Annotated in this window: 16 protein-coding genes; 4 read left to right on the top strand and 12 right to left on the bottom strand. The window is 63.1% G+C overall.

The window, feature by feature from the left end:
• Nucleotide 1: 1 nt before the first annotated feature.
• From AC0R79_RS27220 to AC0R79_RS27195, 6 genes are all read right to left on the bottom strand, one after another.
• Nucleotides 2–694 (bottom strand): DUF1190 domain-containing protein, encoded by a 693-nt coding sequence (locus AC0R79_RS27220; RefSeq protein WP_085609134.1) that lies wholly within the window; start codon nucleotides 692–694, stop codon nucleotides 2–4.
• A gap of 17 nt (nucleotides 695–711) precedes the next feature.
• The gene (locus AC0R79_RS27215) at nucleotides 712–1,137 is read right to left on the bottom strand and encodes a DUF350 domain-containing protein (protein ID WP_007955627.1); all 426 of its coding nucleotides are present in this window, start codon (nucleotides 1,135–1,137) and stop codon (nucleotides 712–714) included.
• A gap of 13 nt (nucleotides 1,138–1,150) precedes the next feature.
• Complete coding sequence (locus AC0R79_RS27210; RefSeq protein WP_127800186.1) at nucleotides 1,151–1,801, bottom strand: DUF2491 family protein; 651 nt, start codon at nucleotides 1,799–1,801, stop codon at nucleotides 1,151–1,153.
• A gap of 123 nt (nucleotides 1,802–1,924) precedes the next feature.
• Complete coding sequence (locus AC0R79_RS27205; RefSeq protein WP_103385518.1) at nucleotides 1,925–2,623, bottom strand: PspA/IM30 family protein; 699 nt, start codon at nucleotides 2,621–2,623, stop codon at nucleotides 1,925–1,927.
• 17 nt (nucleotides 2,624–2,640) lie between these two features.
• A complete protein-coding gene (locus AC0R79_RS27200; protein ID WP_007955624.1) occupies nucleotides 2,641–3,309 on the bottom strand; it encodes a YjfI family protein in 669 nt (222 codons plus the stop codon).
• A 153-nt stretch (nucleotides 3,310–3,462) separates the two neighbouring features.
• A complete protein-coding gene (locus tag AC0R79_RS27195; protein ID WP_474732517.1) occupies nucleotides 3,463–4,017 on the bottom strand; it encodes a cysteine hydrolase family protein in 555 nt (184 codons plus the stop codon).
• Between the two features lie 101 nt (nucleotides 4,018–4,118).
• Here AC0R79_RS27195 and AC0R79_RS27190 point away from each other — a divergent pair, with 101 nt between their 5' ends.
• From AC0R79_RS27190 to AC0R79_RS27180, 3 genes are all read left to right on the top strand, one after another.
• Nucleotides 4,119–5,096 carry a GlxA family transcriptional regulator gene (locus tag AC0R79_RS27190; protein ID WP_474732516.1) on the top strand — a complete coding sequence of 326 codons (978 nt, stop codon included), beginning with the start codon at nucleotides 4,119–4,121 and terminating at the stop codon, nucleotides 5,094–5,096.
• A gap of 178 nt (nucleotides 5,097–5,274) precedes the next feature.
• Nucleotides 5,275–6,381, top strand: coding sequence for a DUF3182 family protein (locus AC0R79_RS27185; protein WP_474732515.1), 1,107 nt, complete (start codon nucleotides 5,275–5,277; stop codon nucleotides 6,379–6,381).
• Nucleotides 6,371–7,129, top strand: a complete 759-nt coding sequence (locus tag AC0R79_RS27180; RefSeq protein WP_007955615.1) for an alpha/beta hydrolase family protein — start codon at nucleotides 6,371–6,373, stop codon at nucleotides 7,127–7,129. The genes AC0R79_RS27185 and AC0R79_RS27180 overlap by 11 nt, the downstream gene beginning before the upstream one ends.
• Here AC0R79_RS27180 and AC0R79_RS27175 read toward each other — a convergent pair.
• From AC0R79_RS27175 to AC0R79_RS27155, 5 genes are all read right to left on the bottom strand, one after another.
• A complete protein-coding gene (locus AC0R79_RS27175) occupies nucleotides 7,117–8,118 on the bottom strand; it encodes a lysylphosphatidylglycerol synthase domain-containing protein (protein WP_474732514.1) in 1,002 nt (333 codons plus the stop codon). The genes AC0R79_RS27180 and AC0R79_RS27175 overlap by 13 nt on opposite strands.
• Nucleotides 8,115–9,401 (bottom strand): cardiolipin synthase ClsB, encoded by a 1,287-nt coding sequence (gene clsB, locus AC0R79_RS27170; RefSeq protein WP_085609124.1) that lies wholly within the window; start codon nucleotides 9,399–9,401, stop codon nucleotides 8,115–8,117. The genes AC0R79_RS27175 and clsB overlap by 4 nt, the downstream gene beginning before the upstream one ends.
• Nucleotides 9,398–10,195: an endonuclease/exonuclease/phosphatase family protein gene (locus AC0R79_RS27165; RefSeq protein WP_127800171.1), complete on the bottom strand. Its 798-nt coding sequence runs from the start codon at nucleotides 10,193–10,195 to the stop codon at nucleotides 9,398–9,400. The genes clsB and AC0R79_RS27165 overlap by 4 nt, the downstream gene beginning before the upstream one ends.
• The gene (locus tag AC0R79_RS27160; protein ID WP_474732513.1) at nucleotides 10,192–11,118 is read right to left on the bottom strand and encodes a DUF72 domain-containing protein; all 927 of its coding nucleotides are present in this window, start codon (nucleotides 11,116–11,118) and stop codon (nucleotides 10,192–10,194) included. Before AC0R79_RS27160 ends, AC0R79_RS27165 begins: the two co-directional genes overlap by 4 nt.
• Nucleotides 11,119–11,221: 103 nt before the next feature.
• Nucleotides 11,222–12,433: an MFS transporter gene (locus AC0R79_RS27155; protein ID WP_474732511.1), complete on the bottom strand. Its 1,212-nt coding sequence runs from the start codon at nucleotides 12,431–12,433 to the stop codon at nucleotides 11,222–11,224.
• A gap of 354 nt (nucleotides 12,434–12,787) precedes the next feature.
• On the opposite strand from AC0R79_RS27155, the gene AC0R79_RS27150 reads away from it, so the two are divergent.
• Nucleotides 12,788–14,893, top strand: a complete 2,106-nt coding sequence (locus tag AC0R79_RS27150) for a mechanosensitive ion channel family protein (RefSeq protein ID WP_474732508.1) — start codon at nucleotides 12,788–12,790, stop codon at nucleotides 14,891–14,893.
• On the opposite strand, the gene AC0R79_RS27145 is transcribed toward AC0R79_RS27150, so the two are convergent.
• Nucleotides 14,887–19,182, bottom strand: coding sequence for a DEAD/DEAH box helicase (locus tag AC0R79_RS27145; RefSeq protein ID WP_474732505.1), 4,296 nt, complete (start codon nucleotides 19,180–19,182; stop codon nucleotides 14,887–14,889). The genes AC0R79_RS27150 and AC0R79_RS27145 overlap by 7 nt on opposite strands.
• Between the last annotated feature and the right edge of the window lie 45 nt (nucleotides 19,183–19,227).

Here is a 19,227-nt window from a genome sequence, read left to right as displayed (position 1 = left end):
GTCAGCTGCTCGAACGGCCCCAGCCGCCCCAACCGCTGCGTGCGCTGGACTGGCTGCCGAAACCGCCACGGGAAGTGGACGAGGCCACGTTGACCGGTTTGCGGTAATCGCTGTCGTAGTCCCGCTGGCTGCGGCTCGGTGCCGACTCGATCCGGCGGTTCAGCGTCGAGGTGTCGTAGGTCTGGCGGGTATTGCGCTCACGATAAACCGGCCGCGAATCACTCGCGCGGTTGTTGCTCATGGCATTGCCGATCAGCCATCCGGTGAGCCAGCCGTTGCCTGCACCGCTGGACGAGTGCGAAGTGCTGGTTTGATTGCTCTGTACGGCAGCCGCGTCGCCGGCAGGCATCTGGGCATTGGCGATCGCATCGAGGTTCTGCGCCGGCTCACCGTCCTGCGGCACCTTGAAGCCACCGAGTTTCGGCACGAAACGGCCGGCGGAATTTTTCTGACACCAGTCAGCGGCAAAGTCCGCGTCGCAGGCAGCCTTGTCGTCGTAGGCCGGGGAGATCCGCCGGTGTTCGGCCAGGGCGGCGACGTAGGCGTTCGAGCAGACATCCGGCGCCAGTTCGGCGTCGACGCATTGTTCGACGCTCTGGAAGTTGCGTTGCTGTTCCTGGGCGGCCACTTCACCGGAAATCGCCAGGGCCACCGAAGCGGCCAGCGACAGTTGAACGTACTTGCTTCGTTTCATCTCAGGCTTCCTGCCGATCAGTAGGACGGGGTCATGCACGCGGCGTTGAGCATGCCGACGCTGATTGCCACCGCCGCCACATAAATGCCCGCGGCGATTTCACCGTTGGCGATGCGCTGGGACGTGCCCTTGAGCACCAGCCCGGTCGCCAGGAAGGCCAGCAATTGCACCACGGCCGCGATCACCGCCCAGAGGACGAAGTCGAGAACGTTGATCGAATGAGCGATCACGTTACTCGCCGGAATCGCGAAACCGATGATTGCGCCGGACAGGGCAATGGCGGCGGCGACGTTGCCGGAACGGATCAGCTCGAATTCCTTGTGCGGCGTGACGCGGGTGTAGACGAACTGAAACAGCATGAACAGCAGCACGGCGCCGATCAGGTAGGCAACGAAACCGACCAGTGCGGCTTTGTTCAGGGAAATGGACAACGCTTCCAGCATGGAAAACTTCCTTTTAGATGGTGCTCAAATCAGTGGTGTACAGCGAGATGCCCAGCGACGTGCTCAGGCTGACAGTGCCTTCCTCGTCCTGCTCGACGGAGAACAGCAAGAGCTCACGGCGATCGGTCAGGCCGGTCTCGCGGGCGTAGAGCATCGAGTGATGGTTGATGGTGTAGGACTCGTCCGGGTTGATCACCTGTTCGGTGAGCGGCACCAGTTCGGTCTGGCCGCGTTCGGTGCCCCATTCACGAGTGTATTCGACACCTTCGTGGCGATAGGTCGGCAAGCCGATCTGACTGTTCGGGCCGGCCAGGCGCTGCAGTTCGGCGTCACTGTTGACCGTCACATAGCTGACGTAATTGAACAGCGTCACCGACTCGATCTGGTCGTCGCCCGTGACATGGATCTGTACCCAGAACTCTTCGTCGTTCAGATAGTAGCGATGCAGTTTGTTCGACTGACCGAGGTCGATCCAGCCGGCGCTCCAGATGGCCTGGGCGTCGGGAACCCGCACCGAGGTGCTGCCGTCGAGCAACAGGCCGAGGGTCGTGTCGAAGCGGATCGCCTTGCCCTGCGCCAGTCCGAGCGGGCCGCCGGCAGACTGTGACGCCGGCGCGGCCGACTGCCAGTTGCTGGTGCCGAGCAAATCTTTGAACCATCCCATGGGTACATTCCTTGAAGCGGGTGGAGATATTCGTTGGCAAAACGCCGCTAGTGTACCGGCCTCGTGGCGAACGAGCAGGCAAAAAAGAAGGGCACCCGGTGCCCTTCTTTTTTCTCGCCGCCGTTACTGGGCGGACTTCTGCTTCAGACGCTCGAGGATGGCGTTGGCGCTGCCTTCGTTCGGCGTGATGCCGGCTTCGCGCAGCTTGCGATCCAGATCGTTGCCGGTCGACGCATCGGCCAGCTCGTCGGCAGCGCTCAGCTCGGCAGCGCGTTGTTGCTGCTTGGCTTGCAGACGGTTCAAGGTGCCGACAGCGGTTTCCAGCTTGCCGTTGGCGCCGCCGCTGGCGATCGAAGCACTGACCTGCGCTTTCTGCACGCTTTCACGGGCCTTGGCCATGTCCACTTGCTGGCGCAGGCTCTTGATCCGCGCTTCGGCCTTGTTGATGTCCTTGCGCATATTGTCGGCGTAGGTGCCGAACTCGTCGCTCTGCTTCTTCTCGACGCCCAGGTCGTTGGTCAGGGTCGAGATCGCTTCGGCCACTTCCAGTGCCAGGTCTTCACGGCCGGCGTTCAGGGCGGAAACGGCCTTGGCTTCCAGGTCCCTGATCTTGGCTTCGTACTCGCTCACGCGGTCGGCGGAGAGTTTGTGCTTGGCCATGATGGTGACCAGTTCGCGACGGGCGTTGGACAGCGCGCTGTCGGCGTCACGGATTTCCTGATCGAGAATGCGCAGGGCCTGTTGGTCGGCGATCGCTTCGCCGACTTCGTTGGCGCCGCCGCGCAGCGCGGTGAACAACTTGCTCCAGATGGACTGAGTCATTGGATATTCCCTGTTGATTACTTGAAGAAGTGTTCGAAGGCTTCACTGGCGCGCTGCACGTTGTCGACCAGGGTTTTCACCTCGGTGACCACGTTGGTCAGGCTCGAGTCGGCACTCAGTGCACCGAACATGTTGTAGACGGTCTGGCCGTTGGGCATGGTCTCGATGCCGATCGACGACAGCGGGAACATTTCCCGGCTACGCAGTACGGCGTCGTTGAACGCGCGCACGTCGGTGATCGAATCGATGTCCACCAGCACGGTGTCGACGATGATCTGCTGACCGGCGAGGGCGATGTGAATCGGCAGACCGCCGAATTCGTTCATTTCCAGCTTGAGGCTGGGTTCGGAGCTCTGGATCAGAGACAGCGTGATCTCTTGCGAAGCCACCTCGTCCAGCGCCTTGAAAGCGTTGTAGAGGCTATCGATGTTCCAGTTGTTGCCTGCGCTCATGTAATTCTCCGACATGAATGAGCCAGCCAGAATCGGTTGGCGTAGCTGTTGCTCCATTTGCTTGAGCAAGCTTCGGTTTTCCGGAAGCACCCAAGTTTCGTGTTTCACATAACCGGCGGCAGCCAGGCCCGCGCGCATCTGCTTCATGTAGAAGCTCGACGGCTTTTTCGCGGACGGTGTCGAGCGCACTCCCTTTGGGCTCTCTGACTTTGTGGCGGGGGAGCGGCTTTTCATGGCGATGACTCCGTTATGAACATCTCACGCGTGAGCAACACTACAACCAATTCAAAGTGCCATCAATGGCTCACGCGTGAGATTTTCATGACACGCGAAAAAACGCCCGCAACGAGGCGGGCGCAGGTTTTTCTGGTTGTATCAGAGCAGGGCTCAGTGGCTGGCGGCGAGGAGCTCGTCGGTGGACACCACGCTGGCGTAGGCAAACCCCAGCGCCGACATGAATGCCGCATGCACGTGGGCGGCCGGCACGGTCAGGCCGTTGAATTCCAGGTCACGGCTGGCGCAGGCATCGTGAATCACCGTGACGCTGTAGCCCAGATCTGCCGCCGCACGGGTGATGCCGTCGACGCACATGTGGCTCATGCTGCCGACCACCACCAGCTCCTTGATGCCCTGTTCGTCGAGGATCGATTGCAGCTCGGTTTCGCGGAACGAGTTGACGAAATGCTTGAGCACCACCGGTTCGTCGGCGCGGTTGAGCACTTTCGGATGCAGCTTCGCGCCTTCGGAGCCCGGAGTGAAAAACGGTGCCTCGGGCGAGGTGAATTCGTGGCGGATGTGCACCACCGAATCACCGGCCTCGCGGAACGCCGCGATCAGCCGGGCGGCGTTGTCGGCGGCGGCGTCGGCACCGGCCAGCGGCCACTTGCCTTGGGGGAAGTAGTCGTTCTGGATATCGACTACGATGAGCGCTTGCTTGGCCATGGGTGTGTCCTCGAAGTGAACGTTGGGTGTGGGCTCAGTATTGGCGCCGACCACGTTTTCGAGGATTGGCCGCACCGACAATACACAGGGGAAAACTGACAATGGACGCGAAACCGGCAGTCGTCGAACTGGGTGTGCTGATCTATCCCGGCGCGCAGCTGGCGGCGGTGCATGGGTTGACCGACCTGTTCGCGGTGGCCAACCGGGTGGCTGCCGAGCACCAGAGTGCGCAGTTGCCGCGCTTGCGGGTCAGCCATTGGCAGGTCGAGGGCGATCAATCGCCGGTGCGGGTCCACGACAGCGACCCTGGCGCCGAAGCGGGTCTGGTGGCGGTCGTGATTCCGCCGTCCATTGGCGGTTTTTCGGCAGCCCAGGTGCCCACCGGGCTGATTCACTGGCTGCGCGAGCAACACGCCCGCGGCGCCACCCTCGGCGGGGTGTGCGTCGGTTCTCTGCTGCTGGCCGAAAGCGGTCTGCTCGACGGTCGCAGCGCCACCACGCACTGGACGTCAGCCAAGGCGTTCGCGGAGCGATATCCACACATTAAACTCAAAGCCGACACACCGATTGTCGATGACGGCGACCTGATCACCACGGCCGGTTTGATGGCCTGGTCGGAACTGGGGCTACGGCTGGTCGATCGTCTGCTCGGGCCGAGCATCGCCAGCGCGACCGCGCGATTCCTGGTGGTGGAACACAGCGACAGCGCCAGTGCCTGCGGCAGCAATTTCGCCCCGATCCTCAATCATGGCGACGGGGCGATTCTCAAGGTTCAGCACTGGCTGCAAGGCAATGGCGCGACCGATGTCTCGCTGACGGCGATGGCCGAACGCGCGGGCCTCGAAGAACGTACTTTCCTGCGCCGTTTCCGCGCGGCGACCGGCCTCAAACCCACCGAATACTGCCAGCACCTCCGGGTCGGCAAGGCTCGGGAAATGCTCGAATTCACCAACGGCACCATCGACAACATCGCGTGGACGGTGGGCTATCAGGATCCGGGAGCCTTTCGCGCGACGTTCAAGAAAATCACCGGGCTGGCGCCGAGTGAATACCGCACGCGATTCGGCGTGGCGAAGTAGTAAGCACCTGTCGTGCAAAATGCCGGAGCCCACAGTGCAGTCGTGCAGATTGAAACAGGCGCGGTGCCAGCACGGGTTTTTCAAGTGGCTGATTTGCAGGGCGTTTCAGGCAAGCCCCGGTTGGCCTGATCTCTGCACCCTCTGACCTACATTCAACCCGCCGTTGGAAGGGGGACGCATGACCCCGACATCCCGCAGGAAAGTGGTCGTCGCCCACTCGGTTCGACCCGGCGCGCCACAACATGAAGTGCAGACCAACAAAGCCCTCGCGCGATGGCTGGCGCAGATCCTTGGCCTCAAGTTCGGCGGCAGTTACGACGCCGAAAAGCATCGCGGCCGGGATATTTATCTGTTGCCGACCCAGACCCTCGTCGGCGCGGCGGCCCGCGAACTGGGCGTGAGCGGTCCGGATGATCTGTGGGGCGGTTTCGTCGAGCACGATTTCATCTGCACCAAAGCCATCAGCCACGGTTTGCGCAGCCATCAGGCCCATGCGCCGCAAGGCTGGTCGCCGCTGTTTTCCGAGCGGGTGCGCACCGTGGTGCTGGACGGGCTCAGCGTCTTTGCGCTGGAGGATGCACGGCCCGCCGCCGAACATCTGTTGTACAGCGGACCGATCCGGATCAAGCCGATCCACGCCTGCGCCGGGCGCGGTCAGGAAGTAATCAAGAGCCTGGATGCGTTCGACGAAATCCTCGCCCGACCCGAGGCCGGAGAACTGTTCAGCGATGGCGTGGTGCTGGAGCAGGATTTGAGTCAGGTGGTCACCCACAGCGTCGGCCAGTCGTTCATCGGCGACCGGGTGCTGAGTTACTGCGGTGATCAATACTTGACCAAAGATGCCCACGGCGAGGAAGTGTACGGCGGCTCGAACCTGCTGGTGGTGCAGGGCGGTTATGAGGATCTGCTGACGCTGGATCTGCCCGACGACGTGCGTCTGGCGATCCAGCAGGCGCAGGTCTTCGACCGGGCGGCGGACGAAGCCTATCCGCGTTTTTATGCCTCGCGGCGCAATTACGACATCGCCCAGGGCCTGGACAGCGAAGGCCGGCCGCGCAGTGGCGTGCTCGAACAGTCCTGGCGCATGGGCGGTGCCAGCAGCGCGGAAGTGGCGGCGTTGCAAAGTTTCGTCAACGATCCCTCGATGCGCGCGATCCGCGTGTCGTCGGTGGAAACCTATACCGATCAGGCCCTGCCGGCGGATGCCATCGAGGTGTATCGCGGGCCGGCCGAGAACAGCGACTTTCTTCTCAAATACGTAACGGTCAAATCCTATGACGGCTAGAAGCGAAAGCATTCAAATCGACATTGATGATGAACAGATGAGCGGGACGTTTCTCAGTCCCAAATCGAAAGTCCCCGGCGTGTTGTTCGTGCACGGCTGGGGCGGCAGTCAGGAGCGGGATCTGGAACGGGCCAAAGGCATTGCCGGCCTGGGCTGTGTGTGCCTGACGTTCGACCTGCGCGGGCACACCGGCGGCACCGGCATCCCGCTGAGCCGGGTCACCCGCGAAGACAATCTGCGTGACTTGCTGGCGGCCTACGACCGGCTGCTCGCCCATCCGGCGCTGGACACCTCGGCTATCGCGGTAGTGGGCACCAGCTACGGCGGTTACCTCGCCTCGATACTCACCTCGCTGCGCCCGGTGCGCTGGCTGGCGCTGCGGGTGCCGGCGCTGTACCGCGACGAGCAATGGCACACGCCCAAGCGCGATCTGGACAAGGCCGACCTGCGCGACTATCGCGGCACCCTGGTGCGCGCTGACAGCAACCGCGCCTTGCATGCCTGCTCGCAATTCACCGGGGACGTGCTGCTGGTGCAGTCGGAAACCGATGACTACGTGCCCCACGCGACGATCATGAGTTACCGCGCCGCGTGTCAGCAGACCCACTCGCTGACTCACCGCATCATCGATGGCGCCGACCATGCCCTGAGCGATCCGACCTCGCAGCAGGCCTACACCTCGATCCTGGTCGACTGGATCACCGAAATGGTGGTGGGCGAGCGGTTGAGCATCATTCAGTCGCGCTGATCAGATTTGGGTTTCTTCTCGATCCGCAACGCCTTGGCCTTGGCTTCCACCACCAGGTACATCAGCACGGTGATCAGCAGCGGCAGCAGGAAATAGATCGCCCGGTACGCCAGCAACCCCGCCACCAGACTGCCGCGCGAAGCCTCGTGTTGCAGCAGTGCCACGAACACCGCTTCCAGTACGCCGAGCCCGGCGGGAATGTGGGTGATGACACCGGCAATCGCGCTGATCAACAGCACCCCGAGCACCAGCGGGTAGTCGAGCTTGCTCGGCAGCAAAGTGAAAATCACCGCCGCCATCAGCGACCAGTTCAGTGCCCCGAGCAGCAATTGCAGGACCGCCATGCGCAGCGACGGCAGGTTGATTTCCACCCCGCGAATCGACCACTCGCGCCGCCGGGAAAACTGGCAGGCGACCAGATACCCGGCGCTCACCAACAGCAGCAGCACACCAATGCCCTGTAACGCATCGCTGCTGACTTTCCAGCCCGGTGGCATGCGCACCAGCCCGCTGCTGAACACCACGCCGGCGATGGTCATGTAGCCGAACCAGTTGGTCGCCAGGCTCAGGCCGAGGATCTTGGCGATGTTGCTTTTGCTCACCCCGAGCCGCGAATACAACCGATAGCGCATGGCGATCCCGCCGACCCAGGCGCTGAGATTTAGGTTGAACGCATAGCTGATGACGCCCACCGGCAGGATCTGTTTCCACGTCAGGTCCTGACGAATATAGGTGCGACCGATCAGGTCGAAACTGGCGTACACCAGAAAGCTCAGCAGGGTCAGGCTGGAGGCGATGATCAGCGTGCGCACCTTGAAGTCGGCGAGGGTTTGCAGCACCTCGGCCCATTCGATACGGCTGGCGAACATCGTCAGCAAAACGATCAGCGCGAGAAAAAACAGCAGGGTCAGCGGACGTTTCCAGCGGCTCCAGCGGGACTTGCTCGCCGGTGCCGGATGCACCGCCGCGTGGGCTTCGGAGTGGCTCATGACGGATCGCTCCCGGCGGCGTGGGTGAAGGGTTTGAGCCGTGGCTTGTGCGCCGGCAGCCAGCCGGCCATCGCCGGGAAATGCCGCAGGAAGTGAAACACCAGAAAGCCCACGGTCATGTGCCAGATCCGCCCGCGCGGCGACTTCGCGGCGTCCATCGCCTTGCAGTGGTTGTGGCTGAGATCTTCGAGGCGTTCGAACAAGTGGCGATTGAAGGCGCGGTCGCGAATCAACACGTTGGCTTCCAGGTTCAGCGACAGGCTCAGCGGGTCGAGATTGCTCGAACCGACGGTGCTCCATTCCTCGTCCACCAGCGCCACTTTGCCGTGCAGCGGCCGCTCGCAATATTCGTGAATCTGCACCCCGGCCTTGAGCAGGTAGTCGTAGGTCATGCGCGCGGCGAGTTTGGCCACCAGCATGTCCGGCTGGCCCTGCAGAATCAGCCGCACTTCGACTCCGCGCCGGGCCGCATTGCGGATTTCGCGCAGCAGGCGATAGCCGGGAAAGAAGTAGGCGTTGGCAATCACCACCCGCCGTTGGGCGCGGCGCAGCACCTGCAAATAAACGTCTTCGATGTCGGTGTTGTGCCGGTCGTTGTCGCGAAACACCAGCCGCACCTGACCGTCGTGATCATCGAAGGCCATTTCGGCGCGACGCTGCCGGCGCCTTTGCCACCAGAACCGTGCGCGTCCCGGTCGGCCGCTTTGCAGCAGGGCGAAATGATGGATGTCGGCCACCGCCGGGCCCTGAACCTCCACCGAATAATCCTGCTTCGCTTCGGGGCCGAAATCGGCCAGGTGATCGCCGGAAAAATTGATCCCGCCGATGAACGCAATCAGCCCGTCGACTACCACGATCTTGCGGTGCAAACGACGGAACCAGTTGGTGCGAATGCCCAGGCGTTTGGGGGCCGGATCGAAGATTTGCAAATGCACGCCGGCATCGCTCAACGCGGTCAGATAACCGGTGCTCAACTCACCGCAACCAAAGCCGTCGAGGCTGACGGTGGTGCGCACGCCACGGCGGGCGGCATCGATCAGGATTTCCTGCAATTCCATGCCGACCTTGTCTTCGAAGACGATGAAGGTCTCCAGCAGGATTTCGCTTTTCGCCGCGCGCATCGCTTCGAACACCCGGGGAAAATATTCCTCGCCGTTTTCCAGCAGCTCGAGCCGGTTGTTGCCCTGCCAGCGATACTCGACATCGACGGTGCCAGGCTCGCGCACGGGCGGGGTGATGCTGACTGGTTCCACGGCGGATTTCTCCAACGGTGCACTGCTCATAGTTCAATCTCCACCGATAGCGGTGCGTGGTCGGAAAGGTGTGACCAGGGACGGTTCGCCAGCACTTTGGGTTGACTGGCTTTTAGGTTGCGCACGTAGATCCGGTCCAGGCGCAGCAGCGGCATGCGCGCGGGAAAACTGCGCGCCGGTTTGCCGTGATGCGCCGCAAACACTTCACGCAGGCCACAGGGTTCAAGCAAGGCATCGGCGCGCTGGCGCCAGTCGTTGAAATCGCCGGCGACGATCACCGGCGCGTCATCAGGCAGTTCGGCCAGACGTTCTCGTAGCAGGCGCAGCTGATCGTTGCGATGGCTTTCGCGCAGGCCCAGATGGACGCAGATCGCATGCACTTCACGGTCGTCTCCCGGCAGGCGCAGCACGCAATGCAACAGGCCGCGGTTTTCATGGCCGCTGATCGAAACGTCGAGATTGTCATGGCGCACGATCTGGAATTTCGACAGCACTGCATTACCGTGATCGCCGTCCGGATACACCGCGTTGCGCCCATAGGCGAACTGCGGCCAGAGGCTGTCGGCGAGAAACTCATACTGCGGCATCGTCGGCCAGTTTTCGTAACGTTTGGGATGGTGCTCGTGGGTGCCGTGGACTTCCTGAAGAAACACCACATCGGCGGACACGCTGCGCACCGCTTCGCGCAATTCCGGCAGGATGAAACGCCGGTTCAGTGCGGTGAAGCCCTTGTGGGTATTGACCGTCAGCACGGTGAAACGGCGCACCGTGGTGATGACCGTGGTCTGCTCGTCGGTGAAGCCGACCGGCTCGGGAATGCTCATGCGAGTACCCCTTCGGCGACCGGTTCACCGGGCATGGTCTCGAGGTTTTTATCCAGGTCGAATCGCTGCAACAGGCTGCGGGCATCGAACGGCGCGCGGACCTTGATGTCGTTGTCGAAGTAGCAGAAAACCTCGCGGGATTTGCGCGCACGAGGCTTCAAGCGCGGCGCGATCAAATGGGCGTCGCCCGGTTGCCGGCCATGGTGCCAGGCGTCGATCCGTTCGGCCCAGCGTTGCAGCGCGGCGCGGGTGTAGCCGCTGGCATAAAGCTCTTCGGCACCGTGCAGGCGCAGGTAGACGAAATCGCTGGTGAGGTCTTCGCGGTACGGCCATTTGCCGGCGGTGTCGGCGATCACCAGCGCGGTGTTGTAGCGTTTGAGCAGGCGCACGAAGTCGGGGTCGATGAAACTGTCGTTGCGGATTTCCACGGCATGGCGCAGCGGTTTTTTGCCGTAAGCCTTCATGCTCGCGTGGCCGTGCAGGTGTGAGTCGTGTTGGCGGGCGAGCTCGGCGGCAGCCTGGGTGTCGTGGGGCAACTGGTCGAGAAAGGCTTCGAAGCGTTCGGGGTCGAACGTGAAGTTGGGCGGAAATTGCCAGAGGACCGGGCCGAATTTTTCCTTCAGTTCCAGCACCCCGGAGGCGAAGAAATTGGCCAGGGGTTTTTCGATATCGCGCAGGCGGCGGATGTGGGTGATGAAGCGGGGCGCCTTGATGCTGAACACGAAGTCATCCGGTGTTTCGGCGTACCACTGGGCGTAGCGTTCCGGCCGTTGCAGGGCGTAGAACGATCCGTTGATTTCGATGCTGTTGACCGCCCGTGAGGCGAACTGCAATTCGTGTTTCTGCGCCAGCCCCTTCGGGTAAAAGTCCCCGCGCCACGGGGCGTAACGCCAGCCTGAAATACCGATATGAATCGTTGCCATGCCGCCCTCCCGTCGAAAGTCCCCGTACGGCCTCTGTCTGTGGATGACTGCGGGCGGTTCGGGAAAGTTTCGACGGGATTACGGACGGTCAGGCTGCGCCGGATCAGTGCCCGGTGACGATTCGAACCGAGCCTTCGGCAGGTTCGGCGTACACCGGGCCCAGGCGATCGAGGCGACCGCTCCATGCCGTCAGGGCCAATGCCACCAGCACCACCAGTCCGCCGATCCACGCGGTATGGATCAGACCAATGTGCTCGACGATCAAACCGCCACCCCACGCGCCGCCGGCAATCCCGAGGTTGAACGCGGCAATGTTCAGCCCCGATGCGACGTCCACGGCGTGCGGCGTGTGATGTTCAGCCTGACGCACCACATACACCTGCAAACCCGGCACGTTGCCGAAGGCAACTGCGCCCCAGACCAGCACGGTGGCCAGCGCCAGCCAAGGGTTGCCAGCGGTGAAGGTGAGCACGAACAGCACGGCGGCGAGCAGGGCGAAGATGATTTTCAGCGCGCTGATCGGCCCGCGTTTGTCCGCCAGTTTTCCGCCCCAGATGTTACCGACTGCCACTGACACGCCGTACACCAGCAACACAAGGCTGACGGTGCCGGCGCTGAAGCCGGAGATGTCCTGAAGGATCGGCGCCAGGAACGTGAAGGCGATGAACGAGCCGCCGTAACCGATGGCCGTCATGGCGTACACCAGCAACAGACGCGGTTGCTTGAGCACCTGCAATTGCTGCAACAGCGAGGCCGGTTTGCTGTGGGCGATGTTTTTCGGCACGTACAGCAAGCTGCCGATGAACGCGATTACGCCGAGTGCCGACACCGCGAGGAAGGTTTCACGCCAGCCGAAATGCTGACCGATGAACGTGCCCAGCGGCACGCCGGTGACCAGGGCCACAGTCAGGCCGGTGAACATGATCGCAATCGCACTGGCGGCTTTTTCCTTGGGCACCAGGCTGGTGGCGATGGTCGAGCCGATGGAGAAGAACACGCCATGGGCCAGACCCGTGACGATCCGCGCCAGCACCAGCGATTCATAACTCGGCGCCAGCCAGGCCAGCAGGTTGCCGAGGGTGAACAGCACCATCAGCGACAGCAGCAACAGTTTGCGCGGGACTTTGCCGGTGAGGGCGGTCAGCACCGGCGCACCGATGGCTACGCCGAGGGCATACAGACTGACCAGCAGACCGGCGGACGGCAGGCTGACGCCGAGATCGGCGCCGATGGTGGGAAGCAGGCCAACGATGACGAACTCAGTCGTCCCGATGGCGAAAGCGCTGAGGGTCAGCGCGAGCAGGGCAATGGGCATGACGGCACTCCGGTTGAGGATTGAATGGAGCGCAGTGTCGGGGTTTGGTGGGGGTGGAAAAATACAGGGATGGGCATTTGATATTTGCTTGCCACGCAAATATCAGCCCCTAAGGTGATCGCAAGGTGATCGTTCCCACGCTCTGCGTGGGAATGCCTCCGTGGACGCTCTGCGTCCGCTCTTCGAGACGCGGAGCGTCTCTGGCTGCATTCCCACGCGGACGGTTCGACGCCTCGACGTGGGAACGATCAACGAGGGGAGTGGAGCGTGGGAGAGATCAAAAGGGCGCTCTTGAACTTTGCCGGTCAAATGTCGATCAGTTCCTTACAGGTTCAACCAAGGGAGCTCTGCGTTTTGACCAGGTTCAGGATCGCGATTCTATTGGGGGCATTGCTGTTGTTCGGTGGCAATGCAGTGCAAGCCGCCAGCCTGCCGGGCGTTCCGGCGGCCAGTGAAGAGCCGGCCGAGCCGGAACCGATCGTGCAAGGCGGACTGCTCGGCGCCATCAGTTCCAGCATCGACGACGTGCAGGACAAACTCGATCTTAACGAGCATCTGGTCGACGCCTGGCGCCTGCGTGCCGACCGGGCGGCGGATGAAGTCGACAGGCTGGTCAATCAACCTTCGAACCGCTCCGGCTGGAGCGTGGCGGGGGATTTCCTGATGCTCTCCGGCGTGTGGCTGGGCACCTTTGCCGTATTGACGGTGCTCGGCAGCGTGCTGGGCAAACGTCTGCGCGAAGGGCGCTGGTTGCGCACTCGCCAGCGCAGTCAGGACCTGCTCGGTTACCTGTTGCCCTACACACTGCCTGCGCTGATCTGCCTGCCGCTGACCCTATACGTCAGCCATTTTCTGTCGGCCTCGGTCGGTCGCGCGCTGGCGCTGTGTTTTGCCTACGCCACCAGCAGCGGGATATTTTCCACGTCGATGCTGTTGTGTGTGGTGGTGATGTTCAACACCGGCCACAAGCGCCGTGCCGTGCAGATCATTCGCGACTACTGCCCGAAACCGCTGTTCCTGATCGGTTTTCTCGCCGCCCTCAGCGATGCCCTGACCAGCCCGCAGATCGCCCGGCAACTGGGCGGCAACATCACCAGCAGCATCGCGGTGTTCACCGGTCTGCTGGCGTCGATCATCTTCGGTCTGCTGGTGATTCGGCTGCGTCGGCCGGTGGCGCACCTGATCCGCAATCGCCCGCTGGCCCAGCGTCTGAAACAGCCGTCGCTGCAGGAGTCGCTACGGATTTTTTCCGGGCTCTGGTACTGGCCGATCGTGCTGATGGTGCTGGTCTCGGCGGTCAATCTGATCGGCATCGGCGAGGACAACCAGAAAGCCCTGCGCTGCGCGTTGCTCACCACGGTGTTGCTGATCGGCACGGTGTTTCTCAGCACCGTGCTGCAACACCTGTTCAAGTCGCGCAAGGCCGAGGCGATCCAGCGCAGCAGCGCCTACAAGGAGCGTTTTCTCAGCCTGTTGCACGCCTTGTTGCGGATCGTCATCGCGATTGCTTTCATCGACATTCTCGGGCGGATCTGGGGCGTGTCGCTGCTCGACTTTGCGCAAAGCAGCACGGTCGGCCGGGCGATCAGCAATGCCCTGAGCAGCATCGGCCTGATCTTCCTCGTGACGTGGCTGCTGTGGGTGGTGCTCGACACGGCGATTCAGGAAGCGCTGAAACCACCGGTCAGCAAACGCTCGGCGCGCCAGCCCAGCACCCGGGTGAAAACCATCCTGCCGCTGTTGCGCAACGCGATCAAAATCATCCTGGTGGTGATCTGCGCGATCACCACCATGGCCAATCTCGGGATCAACGTCGCACCGCTGCTGGCCGGTGCCGGGGTGGTCGGCCTGGCCATCGGTTTCGGCTCGCAGCAACTGGTGCAGGACGTGATCACCGGGCTGTTCATCATCATCGAAGACACCCTGTCGATCGGCGACTGGGTGGTGCTCGATTCCGGGCACGCCGGCACGGTCGAAGGCCTGACCATCCGCACCCTGCGCTTGCGCGACGGCAAGGGCTTCGTGCACTCGGTGCCGTTCGGCCAGATCAAGGCCGTGACCAATCAATCGCGGCAGTTTGCGTTCGCGTTTTTCTCGGTGCAGTTCACCTACGACACCGATGTCGACAAGGCCATCGAGCTGATTCGCGAGGCAGGGGATTCGATCCGCGAAGACCCGTTCCTCAAGTACAACCTGCAAGGGCCGCTGGATGTGTTCGGGGTGGACAAGATGGACCTGAACGGCGTGGTGCTGACCGCGCAATTTCGCACGGTTTCCGGTGGGCAATATGCGGTGAGCCGCGCGTTCAACCAGCGTTTGAAAAAGCTTGTGGATAACAGCCCGTGGGTGCATTTCGCGCAGACTTATCCACAGCAGGTTTTGCTGCCCAAGCGCCAGGAAGAGGAGGTGGTGCCGGCGCATTCGTCGGTGGTGTTGCCGGAGCAGGCGCGCACTCAGTGACGGGTCAGCCTGTTACGAATTTCGCTCATGGCGGTGGGGTCCAGCTCCAACCAGAATTGCTGTTTGCCCGCGACCTCGGCAGCGACCGGCAGGCCGTCGCGATACACCAGCCGATTGCTCGCCAGCGCCGGTACTTTCGCGCCCGGTAACAAGGTGCCGGCGAGGTTCAGCGGATCGACGCCGCACACTGCAATCAGGCTGCCGTCATGGGGGCGACGGCGGACTTCGCGCAACAGCGGAATCGCCTCGGGCAGGGCGAATTGCTCGCCCGCCAGACCGCTGACAAACCGCCCGCCACGAATCTCGCCCCGGGCTTCCAGCCGATGGAATGTGCGCAGCAGTTCGCGCCAGCTCGGCAGCCAATCAGCCTCGCGTTCCAGCAGGCGCCAGAACACCACGCCGTAGCGACGCAACAAGGTCATGGCGACGTGTTCAAGTGTTTCGGGCGACGCTGTTTGTCTGTTTTCCACAACCGGCCCGCGACGCAATAACGCCCAACGCCCGGCATCGTCCATACCGCCGACAAACGCCCCGCGCCCGCGTCGACTGCTGCGTTGCTGGCGCTTGCTCGCCGGAGTGATCAATGCCCGCAATCCGGCAAAGCTGTCGGCATTTACCAGACCGGCGCCGACCAGTTCCTGCAAGGCGATTTCCAGCTCGGTGCGCAGCAGGTGCGCGTCATGGATCAGCTCATCGAAAAACAACGCGCCGTGTTGGCTCAGCGAGTCGAAAACCTTGCGGGTCTTGGGCGAGAGTTCGCTGACCGGCGTCTGCTCGCCCAGTGCACTCCACAAGCCGACCTGACTGCGCGGCAGCAACACGATCGGCGTGCTGCGCAATGCCGTTCCGCTGATGTTTTGCCGGGCGCTGAGTCGCGTCCACACCAGTTTGCCGCTGCGGCACAGATCGTCCAGCCAGCTCGGTGAGTAGTCCTTGAGCCGCGCGGGAAGGAGGTCGCTGTCCCACGCCGAAGCGGCAGCCGGGTAGCCTTCGAACTGACCGACAATCGCCGGCAACGCACCGCTGCCCTGACCACGGGTTGACGGGGACAAGTGCTGCCAGTCGAACAGAAACCGCATGAAATCCTGCAACGCCACCGGCTCGATTTCCCGGCGCAGACGCTTGACCGTGTAGCGGTGAATGCGCGCCAGCAGATGGCGTTCGCACCACTCTTTAACGGTCGATCCGGGCGTGAACTGGCCGCGCAGTACGTAACCTTCGCGCTCCAGATGAGCGAGGGCTTGAAGAGCAGAGGCCGGCATCAAGGCCAGGGGTTCGGCAATCGCCGCCAGCGGTAGCGGGCCGAAGGCGCCGAGCCGCGCGCGGATCACTTCGATCAGTGCCTCATCGGCGGTCCATGCTTCGTCGAAACCGGGCAACGCGGCCAGTTCAGAATGCGCCTGTGGATAAAGCGCTTGCAGGCAGGTCAGGCGTTCTCTCGCCAGCCACAGTGAATGCTCGGGATCGATCTGCAACTGGCAGGCTCGCCCGGTTTCGGCCAGGGCATTCAGCCAATCGCGCCACTGCGGATTGGCCTCGGCTTCGCGGTCGCTGATGCAGGCCAGGCTCATCAGCGCTTCGTGCATTTCATCGGCACTGTTCGGCGTCGGCCACGCTTCTTCGCGCACGGCTTCGATCGCATCGGCGTCCAGCGCGCCGAGGTCATCGGTGGATTGCGGATCGCTCCAGCGACGGTTGAGCACAGCCTGGGTGCGACGCTCTTCCAGCGGCGCATCGTCGAGAAAGGTGTAGGGCCGGGCGCTGAGGATTTCCGCCGCCAGCGGCGAGGGCGCCGGAAGGTCACGGGCAATCAGGCGCACTTCGCCGCGCTCCATGCGTCGCAGGAGTTCGAGCCAGCCTTCGCTGTCCATTGCCTCGTGCAGGCAATCGTCGAGGGTCTGTTCCACCAGCGGATGCTCGGGAATTTCCCGTTCACCGGCGAGGTTTTCCAGGCAGGCGATCTGATCGGGAAACACGTTGGCGATCAGGTCTTCGCTTTTCATCCGCTGCAATTGCGGCGCGACCTTGCGTCCGCCCGTGTAACGCGGCAGGGCCAGCGCCACCCCGGCATTCCAGCGCCAGCGCACACCGAACAGCGGCGCATCCAGCACCGCTTGAATCAGGATGTGCTCGGCGCTGTTGCTGTGCAGGTAACGCCAGACCTCGTCGAGTTCGAAACTGTGGCTGGTGGACAGCGACAGCACGATCGCGTCTTCGCTGGCGGCGGCCTGCAATTCGAAGTTGAAGGTGCGGCAGAAACGCTTGCGCAGGGCCAGGCCCCAGGCGCGGTTGATACGACTGCCGAACGGCGAATGGATGATCAGCTGGGTGCCGCCGGACTCGTCGAAAAACCGCTCCATCAGCAGCGTGTCTCGCGACGGCAAGGCGCCGAGGGCGAGGCGGGCGCGGGCCAGGTAATCCACCAGTTGTTCGGCGCTGGCCAGGTTCAGGCCGAGGGTGTGGGTCAGCCAGTCGAGGGCCGGTTGCAAGACACCGGGGCTGGCGCTGAGCAATTGATCGAGCTGCGCGTGCAGGCGCGCCACGGCCGCCGACAATTCGTCACTACGCCCCGGCGCCTCGCCGAGCCAGAACGGAATGGTCGGCGGCTGACCCTGGGCGTCCTCGACCCGCACCTTGCCGGTTTCCACCCGCAGGATGCGATAGGAGGCGTTGCCGAGCTGGAACACGTCGCCGGCAATGCTTTCCACAGCGAAGTCTTCGTTGACGCTGCCGATGTTCAGGCTCTGGGGTTCGAGCAATACGCTGTAGTCGGCGTTGTCGGGGATGGTGCCGCCGCTGGTGACGGCGGTCAGCCGAGCGCCGCGTCGTCCGCGCAGGGTTCGGCTGACGGCGTCACGATGCAGATAGGCGCTGCGGATGCCCTGACGGCCGTTGTAACCCTCGGCGAGCATGCCCAGCAGCGCCTGATAATGTTTTTCGTCGAGACGGGCGTAGGGCTCGGCCCGGCGGAACAGCGCGAGCAAATCGTCCTCAGCCCATTCCTGGCAACTGACCTCGGCGATGATCTGCTGCGCCAGCACATCGAGCGGTGCTTCGGGAATGTGCAGCGTATCGAGTTCACCCCGGCGCACGCAGTCGAGCAGGGCGGCGCATTCGATCAGATCGTCGCGAGTCGTGGCGAACAGTCGCCCCTTGGGCGTGCCGCCGACCTGGTGCCCGGAGCGGCCGACCCGTTGCAGAAAACCGGCGATCGAACGTGGCGAGGCGATCTGGCAGACGAGGTCGACTTCGCCGATGTCGATCCCCAGTTCCAGCGACGCGGTGGCGATCAGCACTTGCAGTTCGCCACGCTTGAGCCGCTGCTCGGCGTCGAGGCGGAATTCCTTGGCCAGACTGCCGTGGTGCGCCGCCACCGCGTGTTTGCCGAGGCGTTCGCTCAGGTGCCGGCTCAGGCGTTCGGCCAGACGCCGGGTGTTGACGAAAATCAGCGTGGTGCGGTGTTCACGGGCCAGTGCGGCGAGGCGGTCATAAACCAGTTCCCAGACGTCATTGGCCATCACGGCTGACAACGGCACCGGCGGCACTTCGATGCCCAGATCCCGTGGGCGCGCGTGGCCGATGTCGATGATTTCGCACGGGCGCTCATGACCCACCAGAAAACGCGCCACCGCATCGATCGGTTTCTGCGTGGCCGACAGGCCGATGCGGGTCAGTGGTTCAGGACACAGCGCCTGCAAGCGTTCGAGGCTCAAGGCCAGGTGGCTGCCGCGTTTGCCGGCGGCGATGGCGTGGATCTCGTCGACGATCACCGTGCGCGTGGTGCCGAGCATTTTTCGGCCGGACTCGGAGCCGAGCAGCACGTAGAGCGATTCCGGGGTGGTCACCAGAATGTGCGGCGCGCTCTTGCGCATGGCGGCGCGGTCTTTTTGCGGGGTGTCGCCGGTGCGCACGGCGGTGGTGATTTCCAGCGGCGGCAGGTTCATTTGGCGTAACTGGTCGGTAATCCCCGCCAGCGGATTCTGCAGGTTGATGCGAATGTCGTTGGACAGCGCCTTGAGCGGCGAAACGTAGACCACCAGGGTTTCGTCCGGCAAACCGTCCGGGGTTTCCAGGCCACGATGGACCAGATCGTCGAGCACCGCGAGGAACGCGGTGAGGGTCTTGCCGGAGCCGGTGGGCGCGGCGATCAGTGTCGAGCGGCGCTGGCGGATCAACGGCCATGCGCGGGCCTGGGCGGCGGTCACCGTCGGGAATGTGCTGCTGAACCAGGCGCTGACGGCGGGGTGGAAGCCTGCCAGGGCCGCGTCCTTGGGGAGGGGCAGATTCATGGCTTCAGTTATGCGGGTGGGCGGGCGAAGTTGCAAGTACCGCTC

Source organism: Pseudomonas sp. HD57-3 (genome assembly GCF_056113135.1).
This window is presented reverse-complemented; position numbering and strand designations above follow the sequence as displayed.

What these genes read in the sequence shown, in the direction of transcription:
- AC0R79_RS27220 (WP_085609134.1), bottom strand. Translation starts at nt 694, where the DNA reads ATGAAACGAAGCAAGTACGTTCAACTGTCGCTGGCCGCTTCGGTGGCC.
- AC0R79_RS27215 (WP_007955627.1), bottom strand. Translation starts at nt 1,137, where the DNA reads ATGCTGGAAGCGTTGTCCATTTCCCTGAACAAAGCCGCACTGGTCGGT.
- AC0R79_RS27210 (WP_127800186.1), bottom strand. Translation starts at nt 1,801, where the DNA reads ATGGGATGGTTCAAAGATTTGCTCGGCACCAGCAACTGGCAGTCGGCC.
- AC0R79_RS27205 (WP_103385518.1), bottom strand. Translation starts at nt 2,623, where the DNA reads ATGACTCAGTCCATCTGGAGCAAGTTGTTCACCGCGCTGCGCGGCGGC.
- AC0R79_RS27200 (WP_007955624.1), bottom strand. Translation starts at nt 3,309, where the DNA reads ATGAAAAGCCGCTCCCCCGCCACAAAGTCAGAGAGCCCAAAGGGAGTG.
- AC0R79_RS27195 (WP_474732517.1), bottom strand. Translation starts at nt 4,017, where the DNA reads ATGGCCAAGCAAGCGCTCATCGTAGTCGATATCCAGAACGACTACTTC.
- AC0R79_RS27190 (WP_474732516.1), top strand. Translation starts at nt 4,119, where the DNA reads ATGGACGCGAAACCGGCAGTCGTCGAACTGGGTGTGCTGATCTATCCC.
- AC0R79_RS27185 (WP_474732515.1), top strand. Translation starts at nt 5,275, where the DNA reads ATGACCCCGACATCCCGCAGGAAAGTGGTCGTCGCCCACTCGGTTCGA.
- AC0R79_RS27180 (WP_007955615.1), top strand. Translation starts at nt 6,371, where the DNA reads ATGACGGCTAGAAGCGAAAGCATTCAAATCGACATTGATGATGAACAG.
- AC0R79_RS27175 (WP_474732514.1), bottom strand. Translation starts at nt 8,118, where the DNA reads ATGAGCCACTCCGAAGCCCACGCGGCGGTGCATCCGGCACCGGCGAGC.
- clsB (WP_085609124.1), bottom strand. Translation starts at nt 9,401, where the DNA reads ATGAGCAGTGCACCGTTGGAGAAATCCGCCGTGGAACCAGTCAGCATC.
- AC0R79_RS27165 (WP_127800171.1), bottom strand. Translation starts at nt 10,195, where the DNA reads ATGAGCATTCCCGAGCCGGTCGGCTTCACCGACGAGCAGACCACGGTC.
- AC0R79_RS27160 (WP_474732513.1), bottom strand. Translation starts at nt 11,118, where the DNA reads ATGGCAACGATTCATATCGGTATTTCAGGCTGGCGTTACGCCCCGTGG.
- AC0R79_RS27155 (WP_474732511.1), bottom strand. Translation starts at nt 12,433, where the DNA reads ATGCCCATTGCCCTGCTCGCGCTGACCCTCAGCGCTTTCGCCATCGGG.
- AC0R79_RS27145 (WP_474732505.1), bottom strand. Translation starts at nt 19,182, where the DNA reads ATGAATCTGCCCCTCCCCAAGGACGCGGCCCTGGCAGGCTTCCACCCC.